General features: G+C 62.7%; 23 protein-coding genes. 18 read left to right on the top strand and 5 right to left on the bottom strand.

The genetic code is table 11. The annotated features are described in order from the left end of the window. Window position 1 precedes the first annotated feature (1 nt). Both pip and cimA read left to right on the top strand, forming a co-directional pair. Window positions 2-961, top strand: coding sequence for a prolyl aminopeptidase (gene pip / locus DMY87_RS20805; RefSeq protein ID WP_110793532.1), 960 nt, complete (start codon window positions 2-4; stop codon window positions 959-961). Window positions 962-1,112: 151 nt separating this feature from the next. Then, window positions 1,113-2,729 carry a citramalate synthase gene (cimA, locus tag DMY87_RS20810; protein WP_110793533.1) on the top strand — a complete coding sequence of 539 codons (1,617 nt, stop codon included), beginning with the start codon at window positions 1,113-1,115 and terminating at the stop codon, window positions 2,727-2,729. A gap of 147 nt (window positions 2,730-2,876) precedes the next feature. Here cimA and DMY87_RS20820 read toward each other — a convergent pair whose 3' ends face one another. Further along, window positions 2,877-4,049, bottom strand: a complete 1,173-nt coding sequence (locus DMY87_RS20820) for an MFS transporter (protein ID WP_110793535.1) — start codon at window positions 4,047-4,049, stop codon at window positions 2,877-2,879. Between the two features lie 100 nt (window positions 4,050-4,149). Between DMY87_RS20820 and DMY87_RS20825 the strand changes: the two genes are divergently transcribed. Together DMY87_RS20825 and rarD are read left to right on the top strand one after the other, a co-directional pair. Beyond that, window positions 4,150-5,055: a LysR family transcriptional regulator gene (locus DMY87_RS20825; RefSeq protein ID WP_110793536.1), complete on the top strand. Its 906-nt coding sequence runs from the start codon at window positions 4,150-4,152 to the stop codon at window positions 5,053-5,055. Window positions 5,056-5,241: 186 nt separating this feature from the next. After that, complete coding sequence (gene rarD / locus DMY87_RS20830) at window positions 5,242-6,138, top strand: EamA family transporter RarD (RefSeq protein WP_110793537.1); 897 nt, start codon at window positions 5,242-5,244, stop codon at window positions 6,136-6,138. A 17-nt stretch (window positions 6,139-6,155) separates the two neighbouring features. On the opposite strand, the gene DMY87_RS20835 is transcribed toward rarD, so the two are convergent. Next, window positions 6,156-6,776 carry an LOG family protein gene (locus tag DMY87_RS20835; protein WP_110793538.1) on the bottom strand — a complete coding sequence of 207 codons (621 nt, stop codon included), beginning with the start codon at window positions 6,774-6,776 and terminating at the stop codon, window positions 6,156-6,158. A gap of 158 nt (window positions 6,777-6,934) precedes the next feature. Here DMY87_RS20835 and DMY87_RS20840 point away from each other — a divergent pair, with 158 nt between their 5' ends. Together DMY87_RS20840 and DMY87_RS20845 are read left to right on the top strand one after the other, a co-directional pair. Further along, on the top strand, window positions 6,935-9,079 hold the full coding sequence (locus tag DMY87_RS20840; protein ID WP_110793539.1) for a LysM peptidoglycan-binding domain-containing protein: 2,145 nt from the start codon (window positions 6,935-6,937) through the stop codon (window positions 9,077-9,079). A gap of 115 nt (window positions 9,080-9,194) precedes the next feature. Next, the gene (locus DMY87_RS20845) at window positions 9,195-11,084 is read left to right on the top strand and encodes an ABCB family ABC transporter ATP-binding protein/permease (protein WP_110793540.1); all 1,890 of its coding nucleotides are present in this window, start codon (window positions 9,195-9,197) and stop codon (window positions 11,082-11,084) included. A 16-nt stretch (window positions 11,085-11,100) separates the two neighbouring features. On the opposite strand, the gene DMY87_RS20850 is transcribed toward DMY87_RS20845, so the two are convergent. After that, on the bottom strand, window positions 11,101-12,279 hold the full coding sequence (locus tag DMY87_RS20850; RefSeq protein ID WP_110793541.1) for a GGDEF domain-containing protein: 1,179 nt from the start codon (window positions 12,277-12,279) through the stop codon (window positions 11,101-11,103). Window positions 12,280-12,614: 335 nt separating this feature from the next. Here DMY87_RS20850 and DMY87_RS20855 point away from each other — a divergent pair, with 335 nt between their 5' ends. From DMY87_RS20855 to DMY87_RS24280, 3 genes are all read left to right on the top strand, one after another. Beyond that, the gene (locus DMY87_RS20855; RefSeq protein WP_110793542.1) at window positions 12,615-13,313 is read left to right on the top strand and encodes a phosphatidylserine decarboxylase; all 699 of its coding nucleotides are present in this window, start codon (window positions 12,615-12,617) and stop codon (window positions 13,311-13,313) included. A gap of 11 nt (window positions 13,314-13,324) precedes the next feature. Next, window positions 13,325-14,185: a CDP-diacylglycerol--serine O-phosphatidyltransferase gene (gene pssA / locus DMY87_RS20860; protein ID WP_110793543.1), complete on the top strand. Its 861-nt coding sequence runs from the start codon at window positions 13,325-13,327 to the stop codon at window positions 14,183-14,185. A gap of 196 nt (window positions 14,186-14,381) precedes the next feature. Continuing rightward, window positions 14,382-14,519: a hypothetical protein gene (locus DMY87_RS24280; RefSeq protein ID WP_165826357.1), complete on the top strand. Its 138-nt coding sequence runs from the start codon at window positions 14,382-14,384 to the stop codon at window positions 14,517-14,519. Window positions 14,520-14,538: 19 nt separating this feature from the next. Here DMY87_RS24280 and DMY87_RS20865 read toward each other — a convergent pair whose 3' ends face one another. After that, entirely contained in the window at window positions 14,539-15,303 is a 765-nt protein-coding gene (locus tag DMY87_RS20865; RefSeq protein WP_110793544.1) for an SOS response-associated peptidase, read from the bottom strand. Window positions 15,304-15,434: 131 nt separating this feature from the next. Between DMY87_RS20865 and DMY87_RS20870 the strand changes: the two genes are divergently transcribed. The 9 genes from DMY87_RS20870 (at window position 15,435) to DMY87_RS20910 (ending at window position 21,375) form a co-directional block, all read left to right on the top strand. Next, window positions 15,435-15,860: an NUDIX hydrolase gene (locus tag DMY87_RS20870; RefSeq protein WP_110793545.1), complete on the top strand. Its 426-nt coding sequence runs from the start codon at window positions 15,435-15,437 to the stop codon at window positions 15,858-15,860. A 1-nt stretch (window position 15,861) separates the two neighbouring features. Beyond that, window positions 15,862-16,287 (top strand): TIGR02301 family protein, encoded by a 426-nt coding sequence (locus tag DMY87_RS20875; protein ID WP_110793546.1) that lies wholly within the window; start codon window positions 15,862-15,864, stop codon window positions 16,285-16,287. Window positions 16,288-16,383: 96 nt separating this feature from the next. Next, a complete protein-coding gene (locus tag DMY87_RS20880; RefSeq protein WP_162750548.1) occupies window positions 16,384-16,641 on the top strand; it encodes a hypothetical protein in 258 nt (85 codons plus the stop codon). 22 nt (window positions 16,642-16,663) lie between these two features. Further along, a complete protein-coding gene (locus DMY87_RS20885; protein ID WP_110793548.1) occupies window positions 16,664-17,413 on the top strand; it encodes a hypothetical protein in 750 nt (249 codons plus the stop codon). 107 nt (window positions 17,414-17,520) lie between these two features. Next, on the top strand, window positions 17,521-18,360 hold the full coding sequence (gene ygfZ, locus DMY87_RS20890; protein WP_110793549.1) for a CAF17-like 4Fe-4S cluster assembly/insertion protein YgfZ: 840 nt from the start codon (window positions 17,521-17,523) through the stop codon (window positions 18,358-18,360). Between the two features lie 3 nt (window positions 18,361-18,363). Then, entirely contained in the window at window positions 18,364-18,993 is a 630-nt protein-coding gene (locus DMY87_RS20895; protein WP_110793550.1) for an HD domain-containing protein, read from the top strand. Continuing rightward, complete coding sequence (locus DMY87_RS20900; protein WP_110793551.1) at window positions 18,990-19,526, top strand: tyrosine phosphatase family protein; 537 nt, start codon at window positions 18,990-18,992, stop codon at window positions 19,524-19,526. Before DMY87_RS20895 ends, DMY87_RS20900 begins: the two co-directional genes overlap by 4 nt. After that, window positions 19,523-20,503, top strand: coding sequence for an NUDIX hydrolase (locus DMY87_RS20905; RefSeq protein ID WP_110793552.1), 981 nt, complete (start codon window positions 19,523-19,525; stop codon window positions 20,501-20,503). The genes DMY87_RS20900 and DMY87_RS20905 overlap by 4 nt, the downstream gene beginning before the upstream one ends. A 56-nt stretch (window positions 20,504-20,559) precedes the next feature. Next, complete coding sequence (locus DMY87_RS20910; RefSeq protein ID WP_110793553.1) at window positions 20,560-21,375, top strand: mechanosensitive ion channel family protein; 816 nt, start codon at window positions 20,560-20,562, stop codon at window positions 21,373-21,375. A 129-nt stretch (window positions 21,376-21,504) separates the two neighbouring features. Here DMY87_RS20910 and DMY87_RS20915 read toward each other — a convergent pair whose 3' ends face one another. Next, the gene (locus DMY87_RS20915) at window positions 21,505-22,068 is read right to left on the bottom strand and encodes an EF-hand domain-containing protein (protein ID WP_110793554.1); all 564 of its coding nucleotides are present in this window, start codon (window positions 22,066-22,068) and stop codon (window positions 21,505-21,507) included. Window positions 22,069-22,138: the final 70 nt, after the last annotated feature.

Consider the following 22,138-nt stretch of genomic DNA (forward strand, 5'->3'; position numbering starts at 1 on the left):
CATGACGACAGAATTGCGCGGCTTTTATCCCGAGATCGAGCCCTATGAGACCGGCATGCTCGATGTCGGCGACGGCCACACCGTCTATTGGGAACGTGTCGGTACCCGGGGCGCCAAGCCCGCTGTCTTCCTGCATGGCGGACCGGGCGGTGCGACGGGTCCCGGCAATCGCCGCCTGTTCGACCCTGCTCTCTATGACGTTCTGATGTTCGACCAGCGTGGCTGTGGCAAGTCTATCCCGCATGCCTCGATCGAAGCCAACACCACCTGGCATCTCGTCGCCGACATCGAGCGGCTGCGTGAGATGATGGGCGTCGAGCAATGGCTGGTCTTCGGCGGCTCCTGGGGCTCGACGCTGGCGCTTGCCTATGCCGAGACGCATCCGGAGCGGGTGTCGGAACTCGTGCTTCGCGGCATATATACGCTGACCCGGCCCGAGCTCGACTGGTACTACCAGTTCGGCGTGTCCGAAATGTTCCCGGACAAGTGGGAGCGCTTCATCGCCCCCATTCCGGAAGATGAGCGTCACGAGATGATGGCGGCTTATCGCCGCCGGCTCACCGGAACCGATCGAGAGGAGCAGTTGCGTTGCGCGATTGCCTGGAGCAACTGGGAAGGTGAGACGATCACGCTGCTGCCCAATCCCGACTATTCGGCGCATTTCGGCGAAGCCGAATTCGCCCTCGCCTTCGCCCGCATCGAGAACCATTTCTTCGTCCATGACGGCTGGATGGAAGACGGGCAATTGCTGCGCGATGCCTACAAGCTCGCCGACATTCCCGGCGTGATCATCCACGGCCGCTATGACATGCCCTGCCCGGCGAAATATGCGTGGCAGTTGCACAAGGCATGGCCCAAGGCGGATTTCCACCTGATCGAGGGGGCGGGGCATGCCTATCTCGAACCCGGCATCCTCGACCAGCTGATCCGGGCGACGGATCGGTTTGCGGGGAAGAGTTAAATTTGAGAATTGCCCCTCACCCTACCCTCTCCCCGCAAGCGGGGAGAGGGGGCGCAAGCGGTGCCGCATCGTCCTTCTCCCCGCCTGCGGGGAGAAGGTGGCGGCAGCCGGATGAGGGGCTAGCATTACCAAGTTGCCTGAGGACAACAGCATGACACGCGAAAAGATCACCCTGTTCGACACGACACTGCGCGACGGCCAGCAGACGCCGGGCGTGGATTTTTCGGTCGAGGACAAGATTGCAATCGCGGCCATGCTGGACGAATTCGGCTTCGACTATGTCGAGGGCGGCTATCCCGGTGCGAACCCGACGGATACGAGTTTCTTTGCGAAGAAGCGGACGAAACAGGCCGGTTTCGTCGCCTTCGGCATGACCAAACGCGCCGGTGTATCGGCCTCCAACGATCCGGGTCTGACCCAGCTCTTGCAGGCGAAGGCCGATGCGATCTGCCTCGTCGCCAAGAGCTGGGACTATCACGTCAAGGTCGCGCTCGGCTGCACCAACGAGGAAAACCTCGAAAGCATCCGCGACAGCGTCAAGGCGGTGGTGGCCTCGGCCAAGACGGCCATGGTCGATTGCGAGCATTTCTTCGACGGCTACAAGGCCAATCCGGACTATGCGATCGCCTGCGCGAAAGAGGCTTACGACGCCGGGGCGCGCTGGGTGGTGCTTTGCGACACCAATGGCGGCACGCAACCGCCGGAGATCCGCGAGATCGTCCAGGCAGTCATTGCAGCCGGCATCCCCGGCTCCTCGCTCGGCATTCATGCCCATAACGACACCGGCCAGGCGGTCGCCAATTCGCTCGCCGCCGTCGAAGCCGGCGTGCGGCAGATCCAGGGCACGCTCAACGGGATCGGCGAGCGGTGCGGCAATGCCGATCTCGTCACGATCATCCCGACGCTCTGTCTGAAGGATACCTATGCGTCGCGCTTCGAGACCGCGATCGACCGCGAGAAGCTTGTTGGCCTCACCCGCCTGTCGCGTGCCTTCGACGAGCTGCTCAACCGATCACCGAACCACCAGTCGCCTTATGTCGGCGGCTCGGCCTTTGCCACCAAGGCCGGCATCCATGCCTCGGCATTGCTCAAGGATCCGAAGACCTACGAACATGTCGAGCCGGAAAGTGTCGGCAATTTCCGCAAGGTCATGGTGTCGGATCAGGGCGGCAAGGCAAACTTCCTCAACGAGTTGAAGCGTCGCGGCATCACGGTTGCCAAGGATGATCCGAAGCTCGACACGCTGATCTCGGTCGTCAAGGACCGCGAGGCTTCGGGTTATGCCTATGAGGGGGCCGACGCGAGCTTCGAACTGCTTGCCCTGAAGACACTCGGGACCGTGCCGGACTTCTTTGCGGTCGAGAGCTTTCGCGTGATGGTCGAGCGCCGCTTCGACAGCCATGGCCAGCTGAAGACCGTCTCCGAGGCCGTGGTCAAAGTGCTCGTCGATGGCGAAATGGTGATGTCGGTTGCCGAAGGCGACGGCCCGGTCAATGCACTCGACATCGCGCTCCGAAAGGATCTCGGCAAATACCAGAGCGAGATCGTCGATCTCGAACTTGCGGACTACAAGGTTCGTATCCTGAACGGCGGCACCGAAGCCATCACCCGCGTGCTGATCGAATCGACCGATGCGTCAGGCGCCCGCTGGTGGACGGTCGGTGTGTCCGAAAACATCATCGACGCCTCCTTCCAGGCGCTGATGGATTCGATCGTCTACAAGCTGATGAAGAACCGCGAACTGGCCGGCCAGATCGCGGCGGAGTAAGACCTCCCGACGCGATCTGCCTGCCAGTCGAGCAGACTTTGGGCAATTCCCGCAAAAGTGCGAAGCGGTTTTGCGTCCGGAATTACGTGAAAACAAAGACCTAGAGCATTGAAGGCGACTCCATTTTCGCCGGAAATGCTCTGGGGCTCAGCAGGCACCGGCGTGGGCAACGGCCTTGCGTTCACGGCGCTGTGCGACCACGCTGAGCGCAAGTGCAGCCAGCGGGAAGACTGCCGCCACCAGCGGCAGGGCCGCTAGGCCCGGTCCCCGATCGATGGCGACCCCGCCGATCCAGGCGCCGACGGCATTGCCCAGGTTGAAGGCCGCGATGTTGAAGCTCGACGCCAGAGCCTGCCCCGCGCCTTCCGCCTTTTCCAGGACACGCATCTGCAGGGGCGCAACTGTCGCAAAGCCTGCCGCGCCCACCAGTCCGACCAAGGCTACGGTGAGAGACTTGTCGCCGAGCAGGAAGAACATGAGGACCAGCGAAAGGCCAAGCGCCAGAAGCGTGAGCAGGATCGAACGGTCGAGATTGTGATCAGCGAGCCTGCCGCCCACGAGGTTGCCAAGGATAAGCCCGCCGCCGAAGACCAGAAGGATGGGCGAAACGGCCGCGTCGGAGAATCCCGTCACTTGCGTCAGGATAGGGGCGATGTAGGTAAAGACCGTGAAGACACCAGCATAGCCGAGGACCGTGACGGCGAGACCGATGAGCACCTGCGGGCGCCCCATGGTCGCCAGATCGGAGCGCCAGTCCTGCGGCTCGGGGTTCTGTTCGTCTGGTGGGAGGAAGATTGCAAGCACGGCAAGGGCGATGAGCCCCACGACGGCAACCGCCCAGAAGGTCATGCGCCAGCCGTATTCCTGTCCGAGCCAGGTTCCGAAGGGGACGCCCGCGATGTTGGCGACGGTGAGACCGGTGAACATGACGGCGATCGCTGATGCGCGTCGTTCAGGAGCGACGAGGCTTGTCGCAACGACCGACCCAACGCCGAAGAAGGTGCCATGGGCGAGTGCGGCAACGAGTCGGGCGAGCATCAAGGTCTCGTAAGTGGGAGCCAGCGCACAGGCCGCATTGCCGATGGTGAAAATGACCATGAGCGCGATCAAAACAGTCTTGCGTCGCCAGCGGCTGGAAATGGCAGTGAGGATCGGAGCGCCGAATACGACACCGAGTGCGTAACCAGAGATCAAGAGCCCGGCCGCGGCGATCGATACGCCGAGATCAGCGCCCACTTCGATCAGCAGGCCCATGATGACAAATTCTGTGACGCCGATGCCGAAGGCACCGACGGTGAGAGCATAGAGTGCGAGAGGCATTGAGAACATCCCTGTGATGGTTGGATGCACTTGAGATAGACGGCAAGCCCTCGATGAAATAGTATGCGAAATCTCACAACATTCATGAAATGAATTCACAATGGCCAGAGCAGACATCAACAGATCGGGCGAGATGGAGGTGTTCGTACAGGTTGTCGAGCGTGGCGGTTTTTCCGCCGCGGCGCGCCAGTTGCGCATGACGCCGTCCGCCATCAGCAAGCTGGTCGCGCGTCTTGAAGGGCGTCTCGGGACGCGGTTGGTGAACCGTACCACGCGCAAACTGCTTCTCACCCCGGAAGGCCAGACGTTCTACGAGCATTCAGTACGCATACTTGCAGACATGGATGAGGCCGAACGTCGCGCCTCGTCACACGACGATCCGCGGGGTGTGATCCGGATCAATACCAGCGCCGCCTACGGCACCCACGTGCTTGCCCGGATCCTCGGCCGTTTCCTCGAAACATACCCCGGCATCTCGGTCGAGGTTATTCAAACGGACCTCGTCGTTGATCTCTTGGCCGAGAAGGCGGATATCGCGGTGCGCGCGGGCGCCATGCCGAGTTCCAGCCTGCGAGCTCGCAAACTTGGCGAGACTCCGCTGGTGATTGTCGCCTCACCCACTTATCTCGAGAAACACGGTGTCCCGAAAACTGCCGCTGATCTGGAGCAGCATTGTCGGCTGGGCTTCGGCTACGTCCGCGCTGTCAGGGAGTGGCCAGTGGCGGAAGGAGATGTGATCGTGGAGGTCCCGGTTGCCGGCCGGCTCAGCGCAAGTGACGGCGAGGCTTTGCGTCACTTCGCAATCGGTGGCGTGGGACTTGCACAACTGGCGCATTTCACGGTGGCGGAGGATCTCAAGGCAGGTCGGCTGGTCACAGTTCTCGACAGCGCTCTCACTCGACGCAAGGAACCATTTCACGCCGTTTATGTGGGCCAAGGTGGACACCTGCCTGCCCGAATCCGCACCATGCTCGACTATCTTGCCGAGCACGGCCGGGTGTTCTAGCCATCAAGCTATCGCCGCTCGAAACCGGTCAAAGTCCCGTGGCACCGACTGACAGCGTCAGCTTTAGCGATTTGCTAGGGCTCAAATGATCGGCCTGCCTGAACGATTCTTCACAGAAATGAATTGGTGCCTGCAACCCTTGAGGCGTAATTCCGTTTCCAAGCATAACAAAAGTCAGGAAACACCATGGCCGACGCCTCCCTCCCTGCAGAGAACAAGGACAGCCTGAACGGCTTCCTGTTCGCCCTCTCCGCCTATCTGCTGTGGGGCTTCCTGCCGATCTACATGAAGGCTCTGGCGCATATCTCGCCGGCCGAGGTCATCGCGCATCGAATCCTGTGGTCGATCCCCGTCGCCGGCCTGTTGCTGATCGTCCTCAAACGCACCGACGACCTGAAGCGGGCGATCCGCAATCCCCGGATGCTCGGCATGGCGGCGGTGACGGCGACGCTGATCAGCGTCAACTGGGGGATCTATGTCTGGGCGATCGGCGCGGGCCATGCGCTTGACACGGCCATCGGTTATTTCATCAACCCGCTGTTCTCGATCCTGCTCGGTGCGATCCTCCTCAAGGAGAAGCTGCAGCGCGCCCAGATCGCGGCCCTTGCGCTGGTCGTTCTGGCGGTGGTCATCCTGACGGTCGAAGCCGGCCGCCTTCCGATCGTGGCGCTCGCGCTGACCTTCTCCTGGGGCTTCTACGCCTTCTTCCGCAAGACCCTGCCGATCGGTCCGAACCAGGGCTTCCTTCTGGAGGTGCTGCTGCTTTCGCCCTTCGCCCTCGGCTATCTCGTCTACCTGAACATTCAGGGCGGCGGGCATTTCATGACGGGCAACACGATGGACACGGTGCTGCTCGCTTCGGCCGGTTTCGTCACCGCAGTGCCGCTGATCCTCTATGCCAACGGCGCGAAGCTTCTCCGCCTCTCGACCATCGGCATCATGCAGTATATCGCGCCGTCGATGATCTTCATCACCGCCGTCTTCGTGTTCAAGGAACCCTTTAGCCCGGCCAAGGCAATCGCCTTCCCGCTGATCTGGGTGGCGCTGATCATCTACACCTTGCCGATGCTGAAGCGCCGCTGAGGCGCGCGTCTGCGGCCTCAAAGCCTGGCAATGGTTGCCGGATCGCCTTCGGGCGCTCCAGCTTCGGCCCATCGACCCTCAATCGCCGGGACGATATCCTCGATGCGGTCGATCACCATCGGCCGCACGCGATGCGCTGTATGGATGAAGCCCGAAGTCGACATGTGGTCGATCAGCTCCAGCATCGGCTTCCAGAAATCATTCACATTGGCGAAGACCATCGGCTTTTCATGACGGCCGAGCTGGCCCCAGGTCATGATCTCGACGATCTCCTCGAGCGTGCCGATGCCGCCGGGCAAGGTCACGAAAGCGTCCGAGCGCTCGAACATCGCATGCTTGCGCTCGTGCATGTCCCTGGTGATGATCAGCTCGTTGAGCTGTCCCAGCGAATGGCGCGTCGCTTCCATGTCGACGAGGAATTCCGGGATGATGCCGGTGACATGACCGCCGGCAGACAGAACGCCCGAGGCGACCGCCCCCATGATGCCCTTGGTGCCGCCGCCATAGACCAGCCGCAGCCCGTTTTTGGCGAGCGACCGGCCGAAGGCACGGCCTGCATCCATGAAAGCAGGATCGCGTCCGGGCTGGGAGCCGCAATAGACGCAGACGGATCGAATCGGGGTGTTTTCTTCGCTCATGCGGGCCAAAAAACAGTCTGGCGGCAGCAAGGTCAACAAAATTGGCTGAAAACCCGAGGCAAGCGGGGCGGAATCAGGTCCAGACGCTTGTCGAAACAAGCGGTTAAGGCTAGCAATTCGAAGGGATATGGCGGCTGTTCCGCCGGGAGACTTGAGATATGAAGAACCGTGCCCTCTGGGTGGTCCTGCTTGTACTTGCCATCGTCAGCCTGCTGATGGTCTTTGTCATCATGCCACGGCTGAACCCGTCGAGCGAGACGGCACCTGCCATCAGCGCGGCGACCGACGCAGTCAAGTCTGCCGCCGATCAGGCCGCAGCGACCGCCGAGACAGCAACCGCCAACATCGCCGATGCGGCCGCCCAGAAGATGGACCGCCTGAAGGCTGAGGCCGTCAAGGCCGTGGATGGCATCAACGCACTCTTCGCCGATGGCCGCACGCCGGGCGTGGAAGCCTATAGCGCGGCCAAGACGCTGGCACAGGGTGCTGTTTCGGCGCTCGCCGCCATCGACGTGCCGGAAGGGCTCGACGCCAAGCTTGCCGAAACGATCAAGGCCCTGCAGGCCGATGCCGCCAAGGCGCTCTCGATGATCCAGCAGTTGCCGGACGATCCGGCCAAGGCCGCGGGCCTCGTCGCCTCGATCAAGGACGCATTGCTCGGCAAACCAGTCGAGACTGCCGCTGCACCGGCTGCCGACGCCGCCGCATCGGATCTTCCGCGCTTCGACGTGCTGCGTGTCGAGCCCGATGGCTCCACCGTGATTGCCGGCAATGCCGCGCCGGGAGCGAAGGTCGAGATCATCAACGGCAATGACGTCATCTCGTCCCAGACGGTTGACGGCACGGGCGATTTCGCCGCCGTCCTCGACAATCCTCTGCCGCCTGGCGACCATTCGCTGCAGATCCGCGCCACCGGCGTCGATGGCAAGACCGTGACCTCGGAGGAAGTGGCCACCATTTCCGTTCCGGAGGGTGGCAAGGGTGAACTTCTCGCCATGGTCTCCACGCCGGGCAAGGCAAGCCGCCTGATCACCCTGCCGGGCGCGGCGGATGCTGCCGCCCCTGCCCCGTCAGCTGCCCCCGCCGCATCGACCTCAGTGCCGCCAGCCAGCGATGTTGCGGCAGCTCCGGCGGCCGAGACTGCCGCCCCCTCGGCAAGCGGTCTGCCTGACCTGCCCGCCGCGTCGAGTCAGCTCGCCGGCTCCGCGCCGACGATCCCCGCCGGCGGTAGCGACGTAGCGGCGGCACCGGCCGCGCCATCGGCGAGCGAGACGCCCGCTGCAACCACGTCTCCGGCGGTAATCAGTGCCGAAATTCAGGTGACGGCCGTCGAAATCGAAGGCGACCGGATCTTCGTGGCCGGCAAGGCTCCGATCGGATCGACCGTGCGCGGTTTTGCCGACAAGGCAACGATCGGCGAGAGCAAGACCGATGCCAGCGGCCATTTCGTGATCGATGGGACGATGGCTCTCTCGGTTGGTAGTCATATCATCGAAGTCGAGCTGCTGGATGCGTCCGGCAAGGTCGTGGTGCGCGCATCCGTGCCGTTCGAGCGGCCGGAAGGCGAGCAGGTTTCCGTCGTGGCACCGGCCCCTGACGCCGCTGCTGCCCAAACCACCCCCGAACAGGCCGAGTTCGAACGCCTGCGCATCTCGCTCACCAAGGCGCTGACCATCCTCGAAGGCCTTTATGCCAATGGGCAGAAGCCAGCCCTCGAGCAATTGGCTGCGGCGCGCTCCGCCACCGAATTCGGCCTGCAGTCGATCATCGGCTTCCGCGCCGGTTCGACAGCTTCGGCCGATTTCACGGCCTCCGTCGCCGCCCATGGCGCAAAGGCGAAGGAAGCGCTTGCGCTGTTGCAGTCGGTAAACACGGGTGACGTCGATGGGCTTGGTGCCATCCTGCCCAAGCTCGCCGCCCTGATCCGCGACCTGCTCGATCAGCCGACGCCGCCTGCCGATGCATCCGCAGCGGAGACGTCGACCCCGGCGGCACCTGCCGCAACTGCCGCAGCCCCGTCCACTGGCGCCGACACCGCGGCTGCGCCGAAGACGATCCAGCAGGCGCCTCTCGCCAAGAGCGACAACAGCGTCATCATCCGCCGTGGCGATACGCTGTGGCAGATTTCGCGGCGCGTCTATGGCCAGGGCGTTCGCTACACGACGATCTACCTCGCCAACGAGAACCAGATCCGCAATCCGGACCGGATCGCGCCGGGCCAGATCTTCACAGTGCCGAAGGATGCATTGCCGAACGCAGAGGAAATTCACCGCAAACGCCTGCGCGGTGAACCGGTGAACTGAGCATTCACGATCCGGTCATTGTATTGGGGCAGACAAAACCCTAATTGACGGAAGCGGCGATCCCACAGGGTCGCCGCTTTTTATCTATCTGGACAGCGGACTGACGGGGACTGGAATGGCGGACAAGAAGAAGAAGACCGTATCGGCCGACTCCGGCAATCCGACGGAAACGCTGGTAAACCTGTGGCCCTATATGTGGCCGGCGGACCGGATGGACTTGAAGATGCGCGTGGTCTGGGCGACGGTCTTCCTGATCGTGTCCAAGTTCGTGCTGATCCTCGTCCCCTATTTCTTCAAATGGGCGACCGATGCGCTGAACGGCAGGCTCGACATGGCGGGCATTCTCCCCGCCTTCCTGCTCGGTGCCGTCGCCCTCGTCGTGTTCTACAACGTCACCCGCATCGCCCAGGTCGGCCTCAACCAGCTGCGCGACGCGCTGTTTGCCAGTGTCGGCCAGCATGCGGTCCGCCAGCTCGCCTACAAGACCTTCGTGCATATGCACCAGCTGTCGCTGCGCTTTCACCTGGAGCGCAAGACCGGCGGTCTGTCGCGCATCATCGAGCGCGGCACCAAGGGCATCGAAACGATCGTGCGCTTCACGATCCTCAACTCGATCCCCACCCTCATCGAATTCCTGCTGACGGCTGCGATCTTCTGGTGGACTTACGGCTTCTCCTATCTCGCCGTCACCGCCTTCACCGTCTGGGCCTATATCTGGTTCACCATCCGGGCGTCGGACTGGCGCATCGGCATACGTCGCGCGATGAACGACAGCGACACGGACGCCAACACCAAGGCGATCGACTCGCTCTTGAACTTCGAGACCGTCAAGTATTTCGGCAACGAGGAGATGGAAGCCAAGCGTTTCGATGCGTCGATGGCACGTTACGAGAAGTCGGCGACCCAGGTCTGGACTTCGCTCGGCTGGCTGAACTTCGGCCAAGGCGTCATCTTCGGCATCGGCACGGCGGTGATCATGGTCATGTCGGCGCTCGCCGTCCAGCGCGGCGACCAGACGATCGGCGACTTCGTCTTCGTGAATGCTCTGCTGATGCAGCTCTCGGTGCCGCTCAACTTCATCGGCTTCGTCTACCGCGAAATCCGCCAGGGCCTCACCGATATCGAGCAGATGTTCGACCTGCTTGAGGTCGAAGCCGAAGTGGTCGACAGACCAGGTGCCGCGGCCCTTTCGATCGACAAGGGCGCGATTGCCTTCAAGGACGTGCACTTCCATTACGATCCCGACCGGCCGATCCTGAAAGGCGTGTCCTTCGAGGTACCGGCCGGAAAGACCGTTGCCGTGGTCGGTCCGTCGGGTGCTGGCAAATCGACGATCTCCCGCCTCCTCTACCGCTTCTATGATGTGCAGGAGGGCTCGATCACCATCGACGGCCAGGATGTGCGCGATGTGACGCAGAAATCGCTGCGCGCCGTGATCGGCATGGTTCCGCAGGATACCGTGCTGTTCAACGATACCATCGCCTACAATATCCGTTACGGACGCCCTGCCGCATCCGACGCCGAGATCGAGCAGGCGACCGAAGTGGCGCAGATCGCCCGTTTCATCAAGGAACTGCCCGAGGGCTACAATACCAAGGTCGGCGAGCGGGGCCTGAAACTCTCCGGCGGTGAAAAGCAGCGCGTGGCAATTGCCCGCACCGTTCTGAAAGCCCCGCCGATCCTGATCCTCGACGAGGCAACCTCGGCGCTCGACACGACGACCGAACACGAGATCCAGTCAGCACTCGACGTGGTCTCCAAGAACCGCACGACGCTGGTGATTGCCCATCGCCTGTCCACCGTCGTCAATGCCGACGAGATCATCGTGCTGAAGGGCGGCGAGATTGCCGAACGCGGCAGCCATGCCGTGCTTCTCGAACAGAACGGGCTTTACGCCTCGATGTGGAACCGCCAGCGGGAAGCGACGCAGGCCGAAGAGCGGCTCCGCCAGGTCCGCGAAAGCGACGAACTCGGTGTGGTGGTCCGCCGCCCGCCCGCCGTCTGACAAGGACCAGTCGGCGTCACTCGGCGAGGTAGAGCCGATTGCGGCCGTCGCGCTTGGCCTGATAGAGCGCGATGTCGGCGCGGCGCAGCGCCTGGTCGATCGTCTCCTCCGACGGATTGAAGTATGCGAGACCCGCACTGATCGTGCCGGCGGCACCGGCGCCGGTCTGAACCTGGCAATAGCGGGCAATGTCCTGGCGAGCCGTTTCCAGCATGTCGTATGCGGTCGGAACAGCCTGCTCCGGGAAGAAGGCGAAGAACTCCTCGCCGCCCGCACGGGCGACCAGCATGCCCTCTGCCTCCTGTGACCGCAGGGTGTCGACGATCGAGCAGAGAGTTACGTCTCCTTCCGCGTGACCCAGCTCATCGTTGATCGACTTGAAATGGTCGATATCGATCACGGCAACCGCGAGGATCGTCTCAGGCTTCGCATCCGCGATCTGTTCGGACGCCACCTGGAAGAATTTGCGACGGTTGGCGGCATTGGTGAGTGGATCCCGCTCGGCGGCTTCAATCAGCCGGGATTCCAGTTCCTTGCGCTCCGTAATGTCGATGATGACGCCGGTGACGCCGCGGATCTCGCCTCTTTCCGAATCGAGACGAGCCTTGTGCACCATGATGTGGCGCATACCGGTCTCGGGCAGGCAGACATCCGTTTCCGTACGCATGACGCCGCCCTGGCGCAACAGCTGCAGGTCGGAGGCGTGATAGGCCTCGGCCATCTCGGGCGGGACGAAATCCTGCAGCCGTTGTCCGAGGACGCGGTCGCTGCTCAAGCCGAGGAAATTCCCGAAGGCCGCATTGCAGACGAGATATCGTCCCTCCACATCCTTCACGTAGATCGGCGTCGGCAATTGGTCGAGCCCATGCTGCCAGATGTCCAGTTTTGCCTGCATGTCCTGACGCCAGCGTTCTTCACGCTGGCGCAGTTGCAGATGCCGCCTGGCGCGCATCAGGCAGGAGACGAGTTGTCGCGGGTCCATTTCACAAAGGATGTCGTCGGCGCCGGCTCCGAAGAGATCGGCCTGCAATACCGCATCCACCTCCTGGACAGTCAGCGCAACCAGATAGACGGTGTCCTGATGCATGGCTCGAAGACGAGCAAGTTCGTGGCCGCGCGAGCCTGTGCCAATCGAAACGAAACAGACGGCACCCGGCGCAATGTCAGCAGGATTGGAGATGAAGACGGCGCGCAAAGGCTCAAGGATCCCTGGCGCGGGTCGTCCTTTCAGGCAGAACCAGCACAAGTCATCAGCGGAACCTGGGTCCGTCAGTTCTTTGCTCTTCAAAGCAGTTCGCAAGTTGGATTCCTTGGGCGGCAGCGACAGAGTTCGCTTATGCAGTCACCCTTTTTTTAGGGGGTAATTATTGACAGAGTCTCGACAATCTCTCTTTCCACCAATTTTTTCCGAGACCGTCGGATAAGGCAGCCAATCCGTCGCTGGCGAGAGTTGATTTGCGTCCCGGCATTGCCCCTGCCGATCTTTCGGGGTAGTCACGGGCAACCCCTTTTTCAAAGATTGAGGAACTCATGGATCTGCTGGAAACCATACGCAAGACGATCGTGCCGGTGCACAAGGAAGGCTATCCTTTCGTCGCTGCCTTCTTCGTCGCGTCGCTGGTGCTCGGCTGGCTCTGGGACCCCTTGTTCTGGGTCGGTCTCATCCTGACGCTCTGGTGCGCCTATTTCTTCCGCGACCCGGAACGTGTGACGCCGCAGGACGACGATCTGGTGATCAGCCCGGCCGATGGTCGCGTCTCCTCCGTGCAGATGAGCCTGCCGCCGGAAGAACTGCAGCTCGGCAGCGAACCGATGCTGCGCATCACCGTGTTCATGAACGTGTTCAACTGCCATGTGAACCGCGCCCCGATGCGCGGCCGGGTGACGACCATCGCCTACAAGGAAGGCGAGTTCCTGAATGCCGAACTCGACAAGGCGAGCACCGACAACGAGCGCAACGGCCTCGTCATCGAAACCCGCCACGGCGCCATCGGCGTCGTGCAGATCGCCGGCCTTGTCGCGCGCCGCATCATCTGCTGGACCAATCCCAACGAACCGCTGGACGCCGGTGAGCGCTTCGGTCTGATCCGCTTCGGCTCGCGGCTTGACGTCTTCCTGCCGGCTGGCGCCGAGCCGCGCGTCTCCGTCGGCCAGACGGCGATCGCCGGTGAGACCGTTCTTGCCGAATTCGGCTCGACCAAGGGTCCGGTCATAAGCCGCCGCGCTTGATGGAGGGCGAGATGGACGCACCGAACAGCACGCCCGACGAACGCACCCCACCGGCTGCGGCTCCGAATGCGCGCGGCCCACGACTGCGTGAAATTCCGCTTCGCCTCGTCATCCCCAACCTGATTACGGTGCTTGCGATCTGCGCAGGCCTCACGGGTATCCGGCTTGCCTTCGAAAACCGCTACGAGCTCGCGGTCTCCATGGTGCTGCTGGCCGCCTTTCTGGATGGCATCGACGGCCGGATCGCGCGCATGATGAAGGCAACGTCGAAATTCGGCGCGCAGATGGATTCGCTCGCCGACATCATCAATTTCGGCGTGGCGCCCGCGCTCGTGCTCTATGTCTATGTTCTCGATCAGGCCCGCTCTCTGGGTTGGATCGCGGCGCTCATCTACACGATCGCTGCCGGTCTGCGGCTTGCCCGCTTCAACGTCATGGCCGATCGCGAGACGAAGGCGCCCTGGCAATCGGAGTTCTTCGTCGGCGTTCCAGCGCCGGCTGGAGCGGCCCTGGTGCTGCTGCCTGTCTATATCGGCTTCCTCCAGTTCGAGCTGACCCTGCCGTTTGCCTATGCGAGCGCGGTCTATACGATCGTGATCGCCTATCTCCTGGTCAGCCGGTTGCCGGTCTGGTCGGGCAAGTCCGAGACCAGCCATATCCGCCGCGATCTCGTCTTCCCGATGATTCTCGGTGTCGTGCTCTACGTTGCCCTGCTGATGAGCTTCACCTGGGAAGTTCTGGTGGTGACGGTGGTGCTTTACCTCTGCTCGCTGCCGATCGGCGCCCGCAACTGGCACAAGCGCTACGGGACGCTGACGATCGGTGAAGAAAGCGCCGAAAAGGGGCTCTCGGAAATAGATCGCGGCGTGTGAAAACCCCGAAAACTTAACGAAAACTTTACAAACCGAGCCCCGCCAAGCCCAAAAGCTTGCGCGGGGCTCTCGTTTTGTTTCGCTTTTGTCGAAATTTGACTTGAGTCACAGACTCGGTCACGCTTTTGTCATGTTCTCCACAGAGAGAGCCGCACAACAAAATGCCGGGTCAGGAATCATCCAGAGGACAATGACAATGTCGAACGCAAACGAAGCCGAGCAGCAGAAGCCGGCAAATCAGAATCTCGCCGCCAACTACCGACCACTCGCCCTCAAGGCCGTTGTCGCCGCGGCTCTGATGCTGAAGCGCAAGCCGACCCCCAAGGTCGCCTGAGGCGCTTCGCCTCTCGTCGCTAAAACAGGCTCATCTGTCCGTCGTCAGGCTTTGCCGCGACGGGCTTCTGGAGTAGTGCGCGCGGAACGACCGGCACCTGTAGTTCCGGGCCGACATTGGCGACCTTGTTGACGAGATCGGACACTGGAATGGCCTCGAACAAGTCTTCCTGGGCCGGTTTCATCAGATCGACCACGTCGCGGGGCTCGCCGCTGCGGCAGTCCAGCCAGCGGGTGAAATCCTCCGGCGCGATGACCACGGGCATGCGGTCATGGATCGCGCCAATCGTCTTGTTGGCCCCGACCGTGAGGATGCAGCCGGTATCGAGTTCGGCCCCATCCTTCGACATGTAGGTTTCCATCAATCCGGCAAAACACACCACCCCGCCCTGACGCGGCCGGATCCAATAGGCCTGGGGTTTTTCGCCGCTTTCCTTCGACGGCCGGTGCCATTCGTAAAAGCCAGACGTCGGCACAAGGATGCGGCGATGACGCATGGCGGCCCGGAACGAAGCCTTTTCGATGGCCGTCTCGGAGCGTGCATTGATCAGCAGCGTGAATTCGGCCGGATCTTTCACCCAGGACGGAATCAGGCCCCAGCGTACCAGAACCGCAAGGCGGTCTGGCCGGTTGCTGCCCGGTTCGGTCGGCGGCCCAGCCACCACCACGAGGATCGGCTGCGTCGGGGCGATATTGTAGCGCGCCGGAAAACCTTCCAGTTCCATCAGGCCGAGAATTTCGCGCACCTCTTCCGGGCTCGCGGTCAGAGCAAAACGTCCGCACATTCGATTTTCATGGCAGCCGATCTCCCGAGGGTCAAGCGCCGGTCGCGCTTGCGGGCTTGGCGAAAAGCCGCGATATTCGCCCGCGTCGCTGCTTCGTTTCCGAGCGGCGCCAATGACTGGAGCCGTCCCGCATGAACCAACCCCGCCTCGCCTCCTCTGCCATCGTCGAACGGGCCGGGCGCTTTCTCCTCGTGCGCCGGAGCAATCCGCCGGCAGCCGATCTCTATGCCTTTCCCGGCGGACGGGCGGAGCCGGGCGAGACACCGGCCGAAACGGCACTGCGCGAACTGGAGGAAGAGACAGGCGTCGTCGGGCGAAATCCGCGCCTGTTCGAAACCTATGAACTCCTGCCCGAAGTCGGCGTGGCCGGCAGCCATTATCTGCTCTCGGTCTTTCGGGTGGATGCGGACAGCGACAGCGTGGCCGTGGCGCGCAGCGACGCCGCCGATGCCGGCTGGTTCCTTCCGGAGGAGATCGAGGATCTGCCCGTGCCACCCAGCGTGCGAGACTGCGTCCAGAAGCTCGTCGCGTCAGCCGCCACCGAGGGGAGAGGCTGACATGGCGCATTTCACCAAACGGTCTTCCATCTTTCTGGCAGCCGCCATGCTCACCGCAATCAGTGCGGCGGCGCAGGACGCCACGATCGTTAGCCCCCCTCCACCGGTCGAAACGGAGAAGCCGACACCCTATGACGACCGACTCGGGCGGCTATCGGAGATCGTCGGGGCGGTGCATTACCTGCGCAACCTTTGCAATGCATCCGGAGAACCGGAATGGCGGCAATCGCTGCAGGCTCTGCTGGAAACCGAGACGAAAGACGAGCCCAAACGCCGGGCAAAGCTGACAGCGGCCTACAACCGCGGGTACCGGTCATTTGCCGCAGTCTATACCTCTTGCACCCAGGCCGCAGTTCGTGCAGAGGAGAATTACCGTATCGAAGGCGCAACACTCGCCACAGAAATTACCGCCCGCTATGGAAATTAACGATTAATTCACCTCTTTTGGCCTCACCCCGTGTCGTTTTGGCAAAAGGCTGATACGGTCGTTAAGACCTGAGTAAGAGTGCTTCGAGGAATGCCCATGGAACCGCGCCGCAACGAGATCGACGACATGATCGTTCACGAGAAGATGCAGGCTGCGCTCGAATATCAGAACGAGGCCTGGGCCGACGGCATGGCCGACGGAATCGAACCCGAGATCATCGCCGATGCAGCCTTTGCACTGGCGATGCGCGAAACCATCCGCATCCATGGCGAACACGGCGCCGAGGCCATCCTCGACGCGCTCAAGACCCGTCTCTTGGCCGGCGAATTCTCGCCCGAGCGCCGGGTTCAGTAAAACACGACGGCAGAGGCTCATAATGACGATTTCTTCGCGGGTCAGGCTCATCTGCTTGACAGGCGCGCTGGCACTATCGGTCACCAGCCTACCCCTCTCCTGGCCGATGCCGGCCTACGCGCTCTCCGACATCAAGGACATCACACCGCACCCGCCGGAGGAACAGACACCTTCGGCTCCAGGCCCCGTGCCCGGCGAGGATGAGAGCCCCGCCGACGACGCCTTTCCGGTCATTCCCGATCCGGACCCACTGATCAAAAACCCGGAAACGGAACAGGCGGACCCGGCAACGTCGGAGGAGCCGGCACCGGAAGTGATCTACGACATCGAAAAGGCGCCCGAGCCGGTGCGCCGCATGCGCAAGCTGATCATGGATGCAGCCGCCAGCGGTGATATCCAGGCGTTGAAGCCGCTGTTCGATGTCGGACCGAATCAGACTCAGATCCCTCTGCAGACGCCGGAGCAGGATCCGATTGCCGCGCTCAAGGGCCTATCTGGCGATGACGAGGGACAGGAGATCTTGGCAATCCTGCTTGATGTGCTGTCGACCGGCTTCGTGCAACTCGACAAGGGCACGCCTGACGAAGCCTATGTCTGGCCCTATTTCGCCGGCAAGTCGCTCGCCCTTTTGACCCCGCGCGAGAAGGTCGAACTGCTCAGGATCGTGACTGCCGGCGATGTGGCGGAGATGCAGGAACAGGGCAATTACAATTTCTTCCGCGTCGGAATCAGCCCTGACGGCCGGTGGAAATTCTTCAACGTCGGCGACTGACGCTCAAACATCCGCGCTCGCCAAACTGTGGGCTGTGACGTCATGCGCTTGTCGGCTAGACTTGGGGCTCTTAAGTCTGCCGCCAGCGCAACATCACGGTGACCCTCATGCCTTCAGCCTTCCTGCCCGACCGTGCCTTCGTCCATGTTGGCGGTGCAGATGCAGACCATTTCCTGCAAAACCTGATCACGACCGATCTCGGCAGCCTGGCCGCCGGCGAGGCACGCCCCGGTGCATTGCTCACTCCCCAGGGCAAGATCCTCTTCGACTTTCTGATCTGGCGCGATGGCGACGGTTTTGTGCTGGACACCGCTCTGGAGCAGCAGGACGCGCTGATCCGTCGGCTGACCATGTACAAGCTGCGCGCAGCCGTCACACTATCGGCCGGCCCGCAAACAGGTGCCACGGCCATCTGGGGCAGCGATGACGAAAGTGGCGTTGCCGACCATCGCTTTGCACTCGCCGGAACACCTGTGCGGCGGATCGTCGGCAAGGTCGGAGAACCCGGCGATGCATCCGGCTATGCCGCATTGCGGATCATCAATGGTGTCGTCGAATCGGGTTCCGATTTCGCCCTGCAAGACGCGTTCCCGCACGACATCCTTTTCGACAAGTCCGGTGGCGTTTCCTTCCGCAAGGGGTGTTATGTCGGCCAGGAGGTGGTCTCGCGCATGCAGCACCGCTCCACGGCACGCCGGCGTGTGGTCATTGTCGCGGCAGAGCAGCCATTGCCCGCGACCGGCACGGAGATTACCGTCGACGGCAAGCCGATCGGCGCGCTTGGCACGGTTGCCGGGACACGTGCGCTTGCGATCGTGCGCATCGATAAGGCCGGCGAAGCGATGAGCAAAGGCACCGCCGTGCTTGCGGCCGATGTGCCGCTCAGCCTCACCTTGCCCGTCTGGACCGGCCTCGCCTTCCCTTCGGCTGCGGCTGAGGACGCCTGAGGCATGATCGAGACCGCCACGATCCCGGGACGGGCCTGGCAGCGCATGCTGTCGGGCCGCCGCCTCGACCTGCTCGATCCCTCGCCGCTCGACGTCGAAATCTCCGACATCGCCCATGGCCTTGCCCGTGTTGCCCGCTGGAACGGGCAGACCTCGGGTGATCACGCCTTTTCCGTTGCCCAGCACAGCCTGATCGTCGAGGATATCTTCCGCCGGTCCTGTCCCAAGGCGACCGCCGACGATCTTTTGGTGGCGCTTTTGCATGACGGGCCGGAATATGTCATCGGCGACATGATCTCACCGTTCAAGGCCGTTGTCGGCGGCGGCTACAAGGTGGTGGAGAAGCGGCTGGAAGCGGCCATTCATCTGCGCTTCGGGCTGCCGGCGCATCCGAAAGCGGCCCTGAAAGACCAGATCAAGAAGGCCGACATGATCTCCGCCTATTTCGAGGCCACCGTGCTTGCCGGATTTGCGGAAGCCGAAGCGCGGAAATTCTTCGGCCAGCCGAAGGGCTTCACCCGTGACACGATCCTGATCGATCCGCTGCCGGCCTATCAGGCCCAGGCGAAATTTCTCGAACGCTTCGAGGCGATCGAGGCGGACCGGCAGGCTGCCAGCAGGGTGATCCGATGAGCGTCATCGTGGTTGCCCCGCTCGCCCGGATCGCGGAAATGGCCGTGCGTCACAAGGCGTCCGAGATGATCAGCCTGCTTGCTGCCAACCAGGATTTTCACCGGCCCGCCGTGATCCGGGCGGAGCGACACCTGAAGCTCGGCATGAACGACATCACCTTTGCCGGCACCGGCGACCTGATCGCGCCGCAGGAGGCGCATGTGGCTGAGATCATCGACTTCGCCCGCAGCTGGGACCAGTCGGCACCGCTCATCGTGCATTGCTGGATGGGAGTCTCTCGTTCGCCGGCGGCCGCGATGATCGCCAGCCTTGCGGTGCATCCCGAAGATGACGACGATGCCCTGGCACGGCGCCTGCGGGAGGCCTCGCCCTATGCGACCCCCAATATGCGCCTCGTGGAAATCGGCGACGCCATGCTCGGGCGGGAAGGACGGTTCGCCCGTGCGGTGAAGGCGCTTGGCCGGGGCGCGGATACGGATGGCAACCAGCCCTTCGTGCTGCCGCTTCCGGCGCGCGAGCCGGTCGCGCCATGAGTGCGGCGGCCGATATCGAGATCGGCCTCAATGCCGCGATCGTTGCGATCGCCGAGGGGCAACCGCGCCTGCTGGTCGTGCCCGCAGGGTCAGGCGCGCTCGACGCCCTGCCCTTCGGCCCCTTCGATCCGACCCGGCACCGGACCATGGAAATGTCGCTGCGCCAGACTGTGGAGGCGCAGACGGCCCTGCAGCTTGGCTATATCGAGCAGCTCTACACCTTCGGCGATCGCGGCCGCCACACCATGCCCGGCGACAGCGGGCCGCATGTCGTTTCGGTCGGTTATCTGGCGCTGACCCGGCTTGAGGCCGAGGGTGTGGCCCGACTGGAGACATCCGGGGCGGCCTGGCGCGACTGGTATGGCTTCCTGCCCTGGGAGGACTGGCGCCAGGGGCGACCTGGCCTGATTGATCAGTCAATCCTGCCGGCATTGCGGAACTGGGCCGAGGAACCGCTGGACGAGTCGACGGGCGGACCTGCGATCTCGCGACGCTCGCGGCTGAAGCTTGCCTTCGGTCTGGACGATTTCCCGTTCGACGAGGAACGTGTGCTGGAGCGCTACGAACTTCTCTACGAGGCCGGCCTGCTGGATGAAGCCGTGTCCGATGGCCGTCTTGCCCGCCGAAGGGTCACCGTTCCGCTCGGGCGGCCGATGCGGCATGATCACCGGCGGATCGCGGCCACGGCGCTGGCGCGGCTGCGCAGCAAGATCAAATACCGCCCTGTCGTTTTCGAGCTGATGCCACCGCACTTTACGCTGACGGCATTGCAGTCGACCGTCGAGGCGATCTCGGGCCGGCATCTGCACAAGCAGAATTTTCGCCGGCTGGTGGAAGGGGCCGAACTCGTCGAGGCAACGGGGCTTACAGAGGCCGCGACCGGCGGGAGACCGGCAGCGCTCTTCCGCTTCCGCCGACAGATCCTCGAAGAGCGTCCCGCGCCCGGACTGAAACTCGGCAGCCGCTCCGGCGGTTGACCATCCCCACTTCCGCCCCATCTAGCCCGTGACATCAACAACACGGGATCGAAAGCATGGAGCAACAGGCAAGCGAAGTCATTCTGGCATCCCAGGCGGCACTGACCCAGGCAAGCCGGCTTGCTGTCGATTATTCCTTTTCCATCCTCGGCGCCCTGCTTTTGCTCGGGCTCGGCTGGTGGCTGTCTGCGCTGGTGAGCCGGTGGACGCATGCGGGCCTTCTCCGGCTGCGCGGCTTTGACGAAACGCTCGCCCGCTTCTTTGCCAATGTCGTGCGTTATGCGGCCCTCATTCTCGTCTTCGTCACTGTCCTCGGCCAGTTCGGCGTGCAGACGGCCTCGATCATCGCAGCACTTGGTGCCGCGGGCCTGGCCATCGGCCTTGCCTTGCAAGGCACGCTGCAGAATATTGCGGCGGGCATCATGCTCCTGGTGCTGCGGCCCTTCCGGGTGGGCGAATATATCGAGACGGGTGCCATCACCGGTACGGTGGTCGAGATCGGTCTATTCGCCACAGAACTCCGCACGCCCGATGGGCTTTACCGGCTGGCTCCGAACTCCATCCTGTGGAATGTGCCGATCACCAATTTCAGCCGCCACCAGACGCGACGGGCCGAACTCAAGGTCAACATCGACAATTCCGACAAGATCGATGAGGCCGAAGCCATTCTGCGCGCGCAGGCTGAAGCCGATCCCCGTGTTCTCACTGAGCTCGGCGTCTCGACGCATGTCGAGCAACTGGCCGGCAGTGGGGTGGTGCTGACGCTCTGGTACTGGACCCGCAGCAGTGAGTTCGGAAGAACCTCGCAGGACCTGATGAAGGCCGTGAAGACGACGCTGGATCGCAGCGGGATTACCCGAGCGCCTGCCTGAGGTCGCGCAGACCTAGCGTCACTTCCATGACCCGGTTGCTCGAAGGTGAGCAACCCAAAAGCGAAAGACGCAGGCTGCCGCCACAGCCTGCGTCCGGGACACTGACAGATCGCTCTTCGATCCGCAGGGTCAGGCCTGTTGCGCCTCGCCGCCATTCTCGCGATAGGCGTTAATGACGCGCTCCATCTCGGCAAGGATGTCGAAGATGCTGACCGTATCCTCCGCCGATGCATCGTATGTGGCATCATCCAGCGACTGCGGAGCATCCGCGAACCCGGCGGTAAACGCCTCTTCGGTCAGAAAGCCGGTCTGTTCGGTGTCGAGTTCGACGAAGTCGGCGGTCGCCTCTTCCTCACTGACGTCTTCCGGCCGCGCGGCAACATACTCGTCCTGGGTAATGCGGCCATCGCCATCGGCATCGATGGCGCTGAAGAGATCACGGGTGTCGAGCGCGGGTTCGCTCTCTGTATCCATGGAGGAGATCTGCAGGAGCATGGAAATCATGCTGCCGCGCACCTGCGATCCGCTGCCGGTCGCGGCGTTTTCGCTCGACACGGTCGGGTCCTGGGTGCGGCCCGATTTTGCGGCCTCCAGTTCCTTGTCGCTGATGATGCCGTCACCATTGGTGTCCAGGCTGGAAATGGAAACACGGCCTGCTGCGCCGCTCTCGCTTGATAAAATGATGCCCGTCATGAAAATCCCCGAAGATCGTGCGAACGCCCATTCTGCTTACGCTCAACTGTGCCGGGCCCACCTTTTCTGG

The organism is Peteryoungia wuzhouensis, assembly GCF_003205195.1.
Taxonomy (GTDB): Bacteria; Pseudomonadota; Alphaproteobacteria; order Rhizobiales; family Rhizobiaceae; genus Allorhizobium; species Allorhizobium wuzhouense.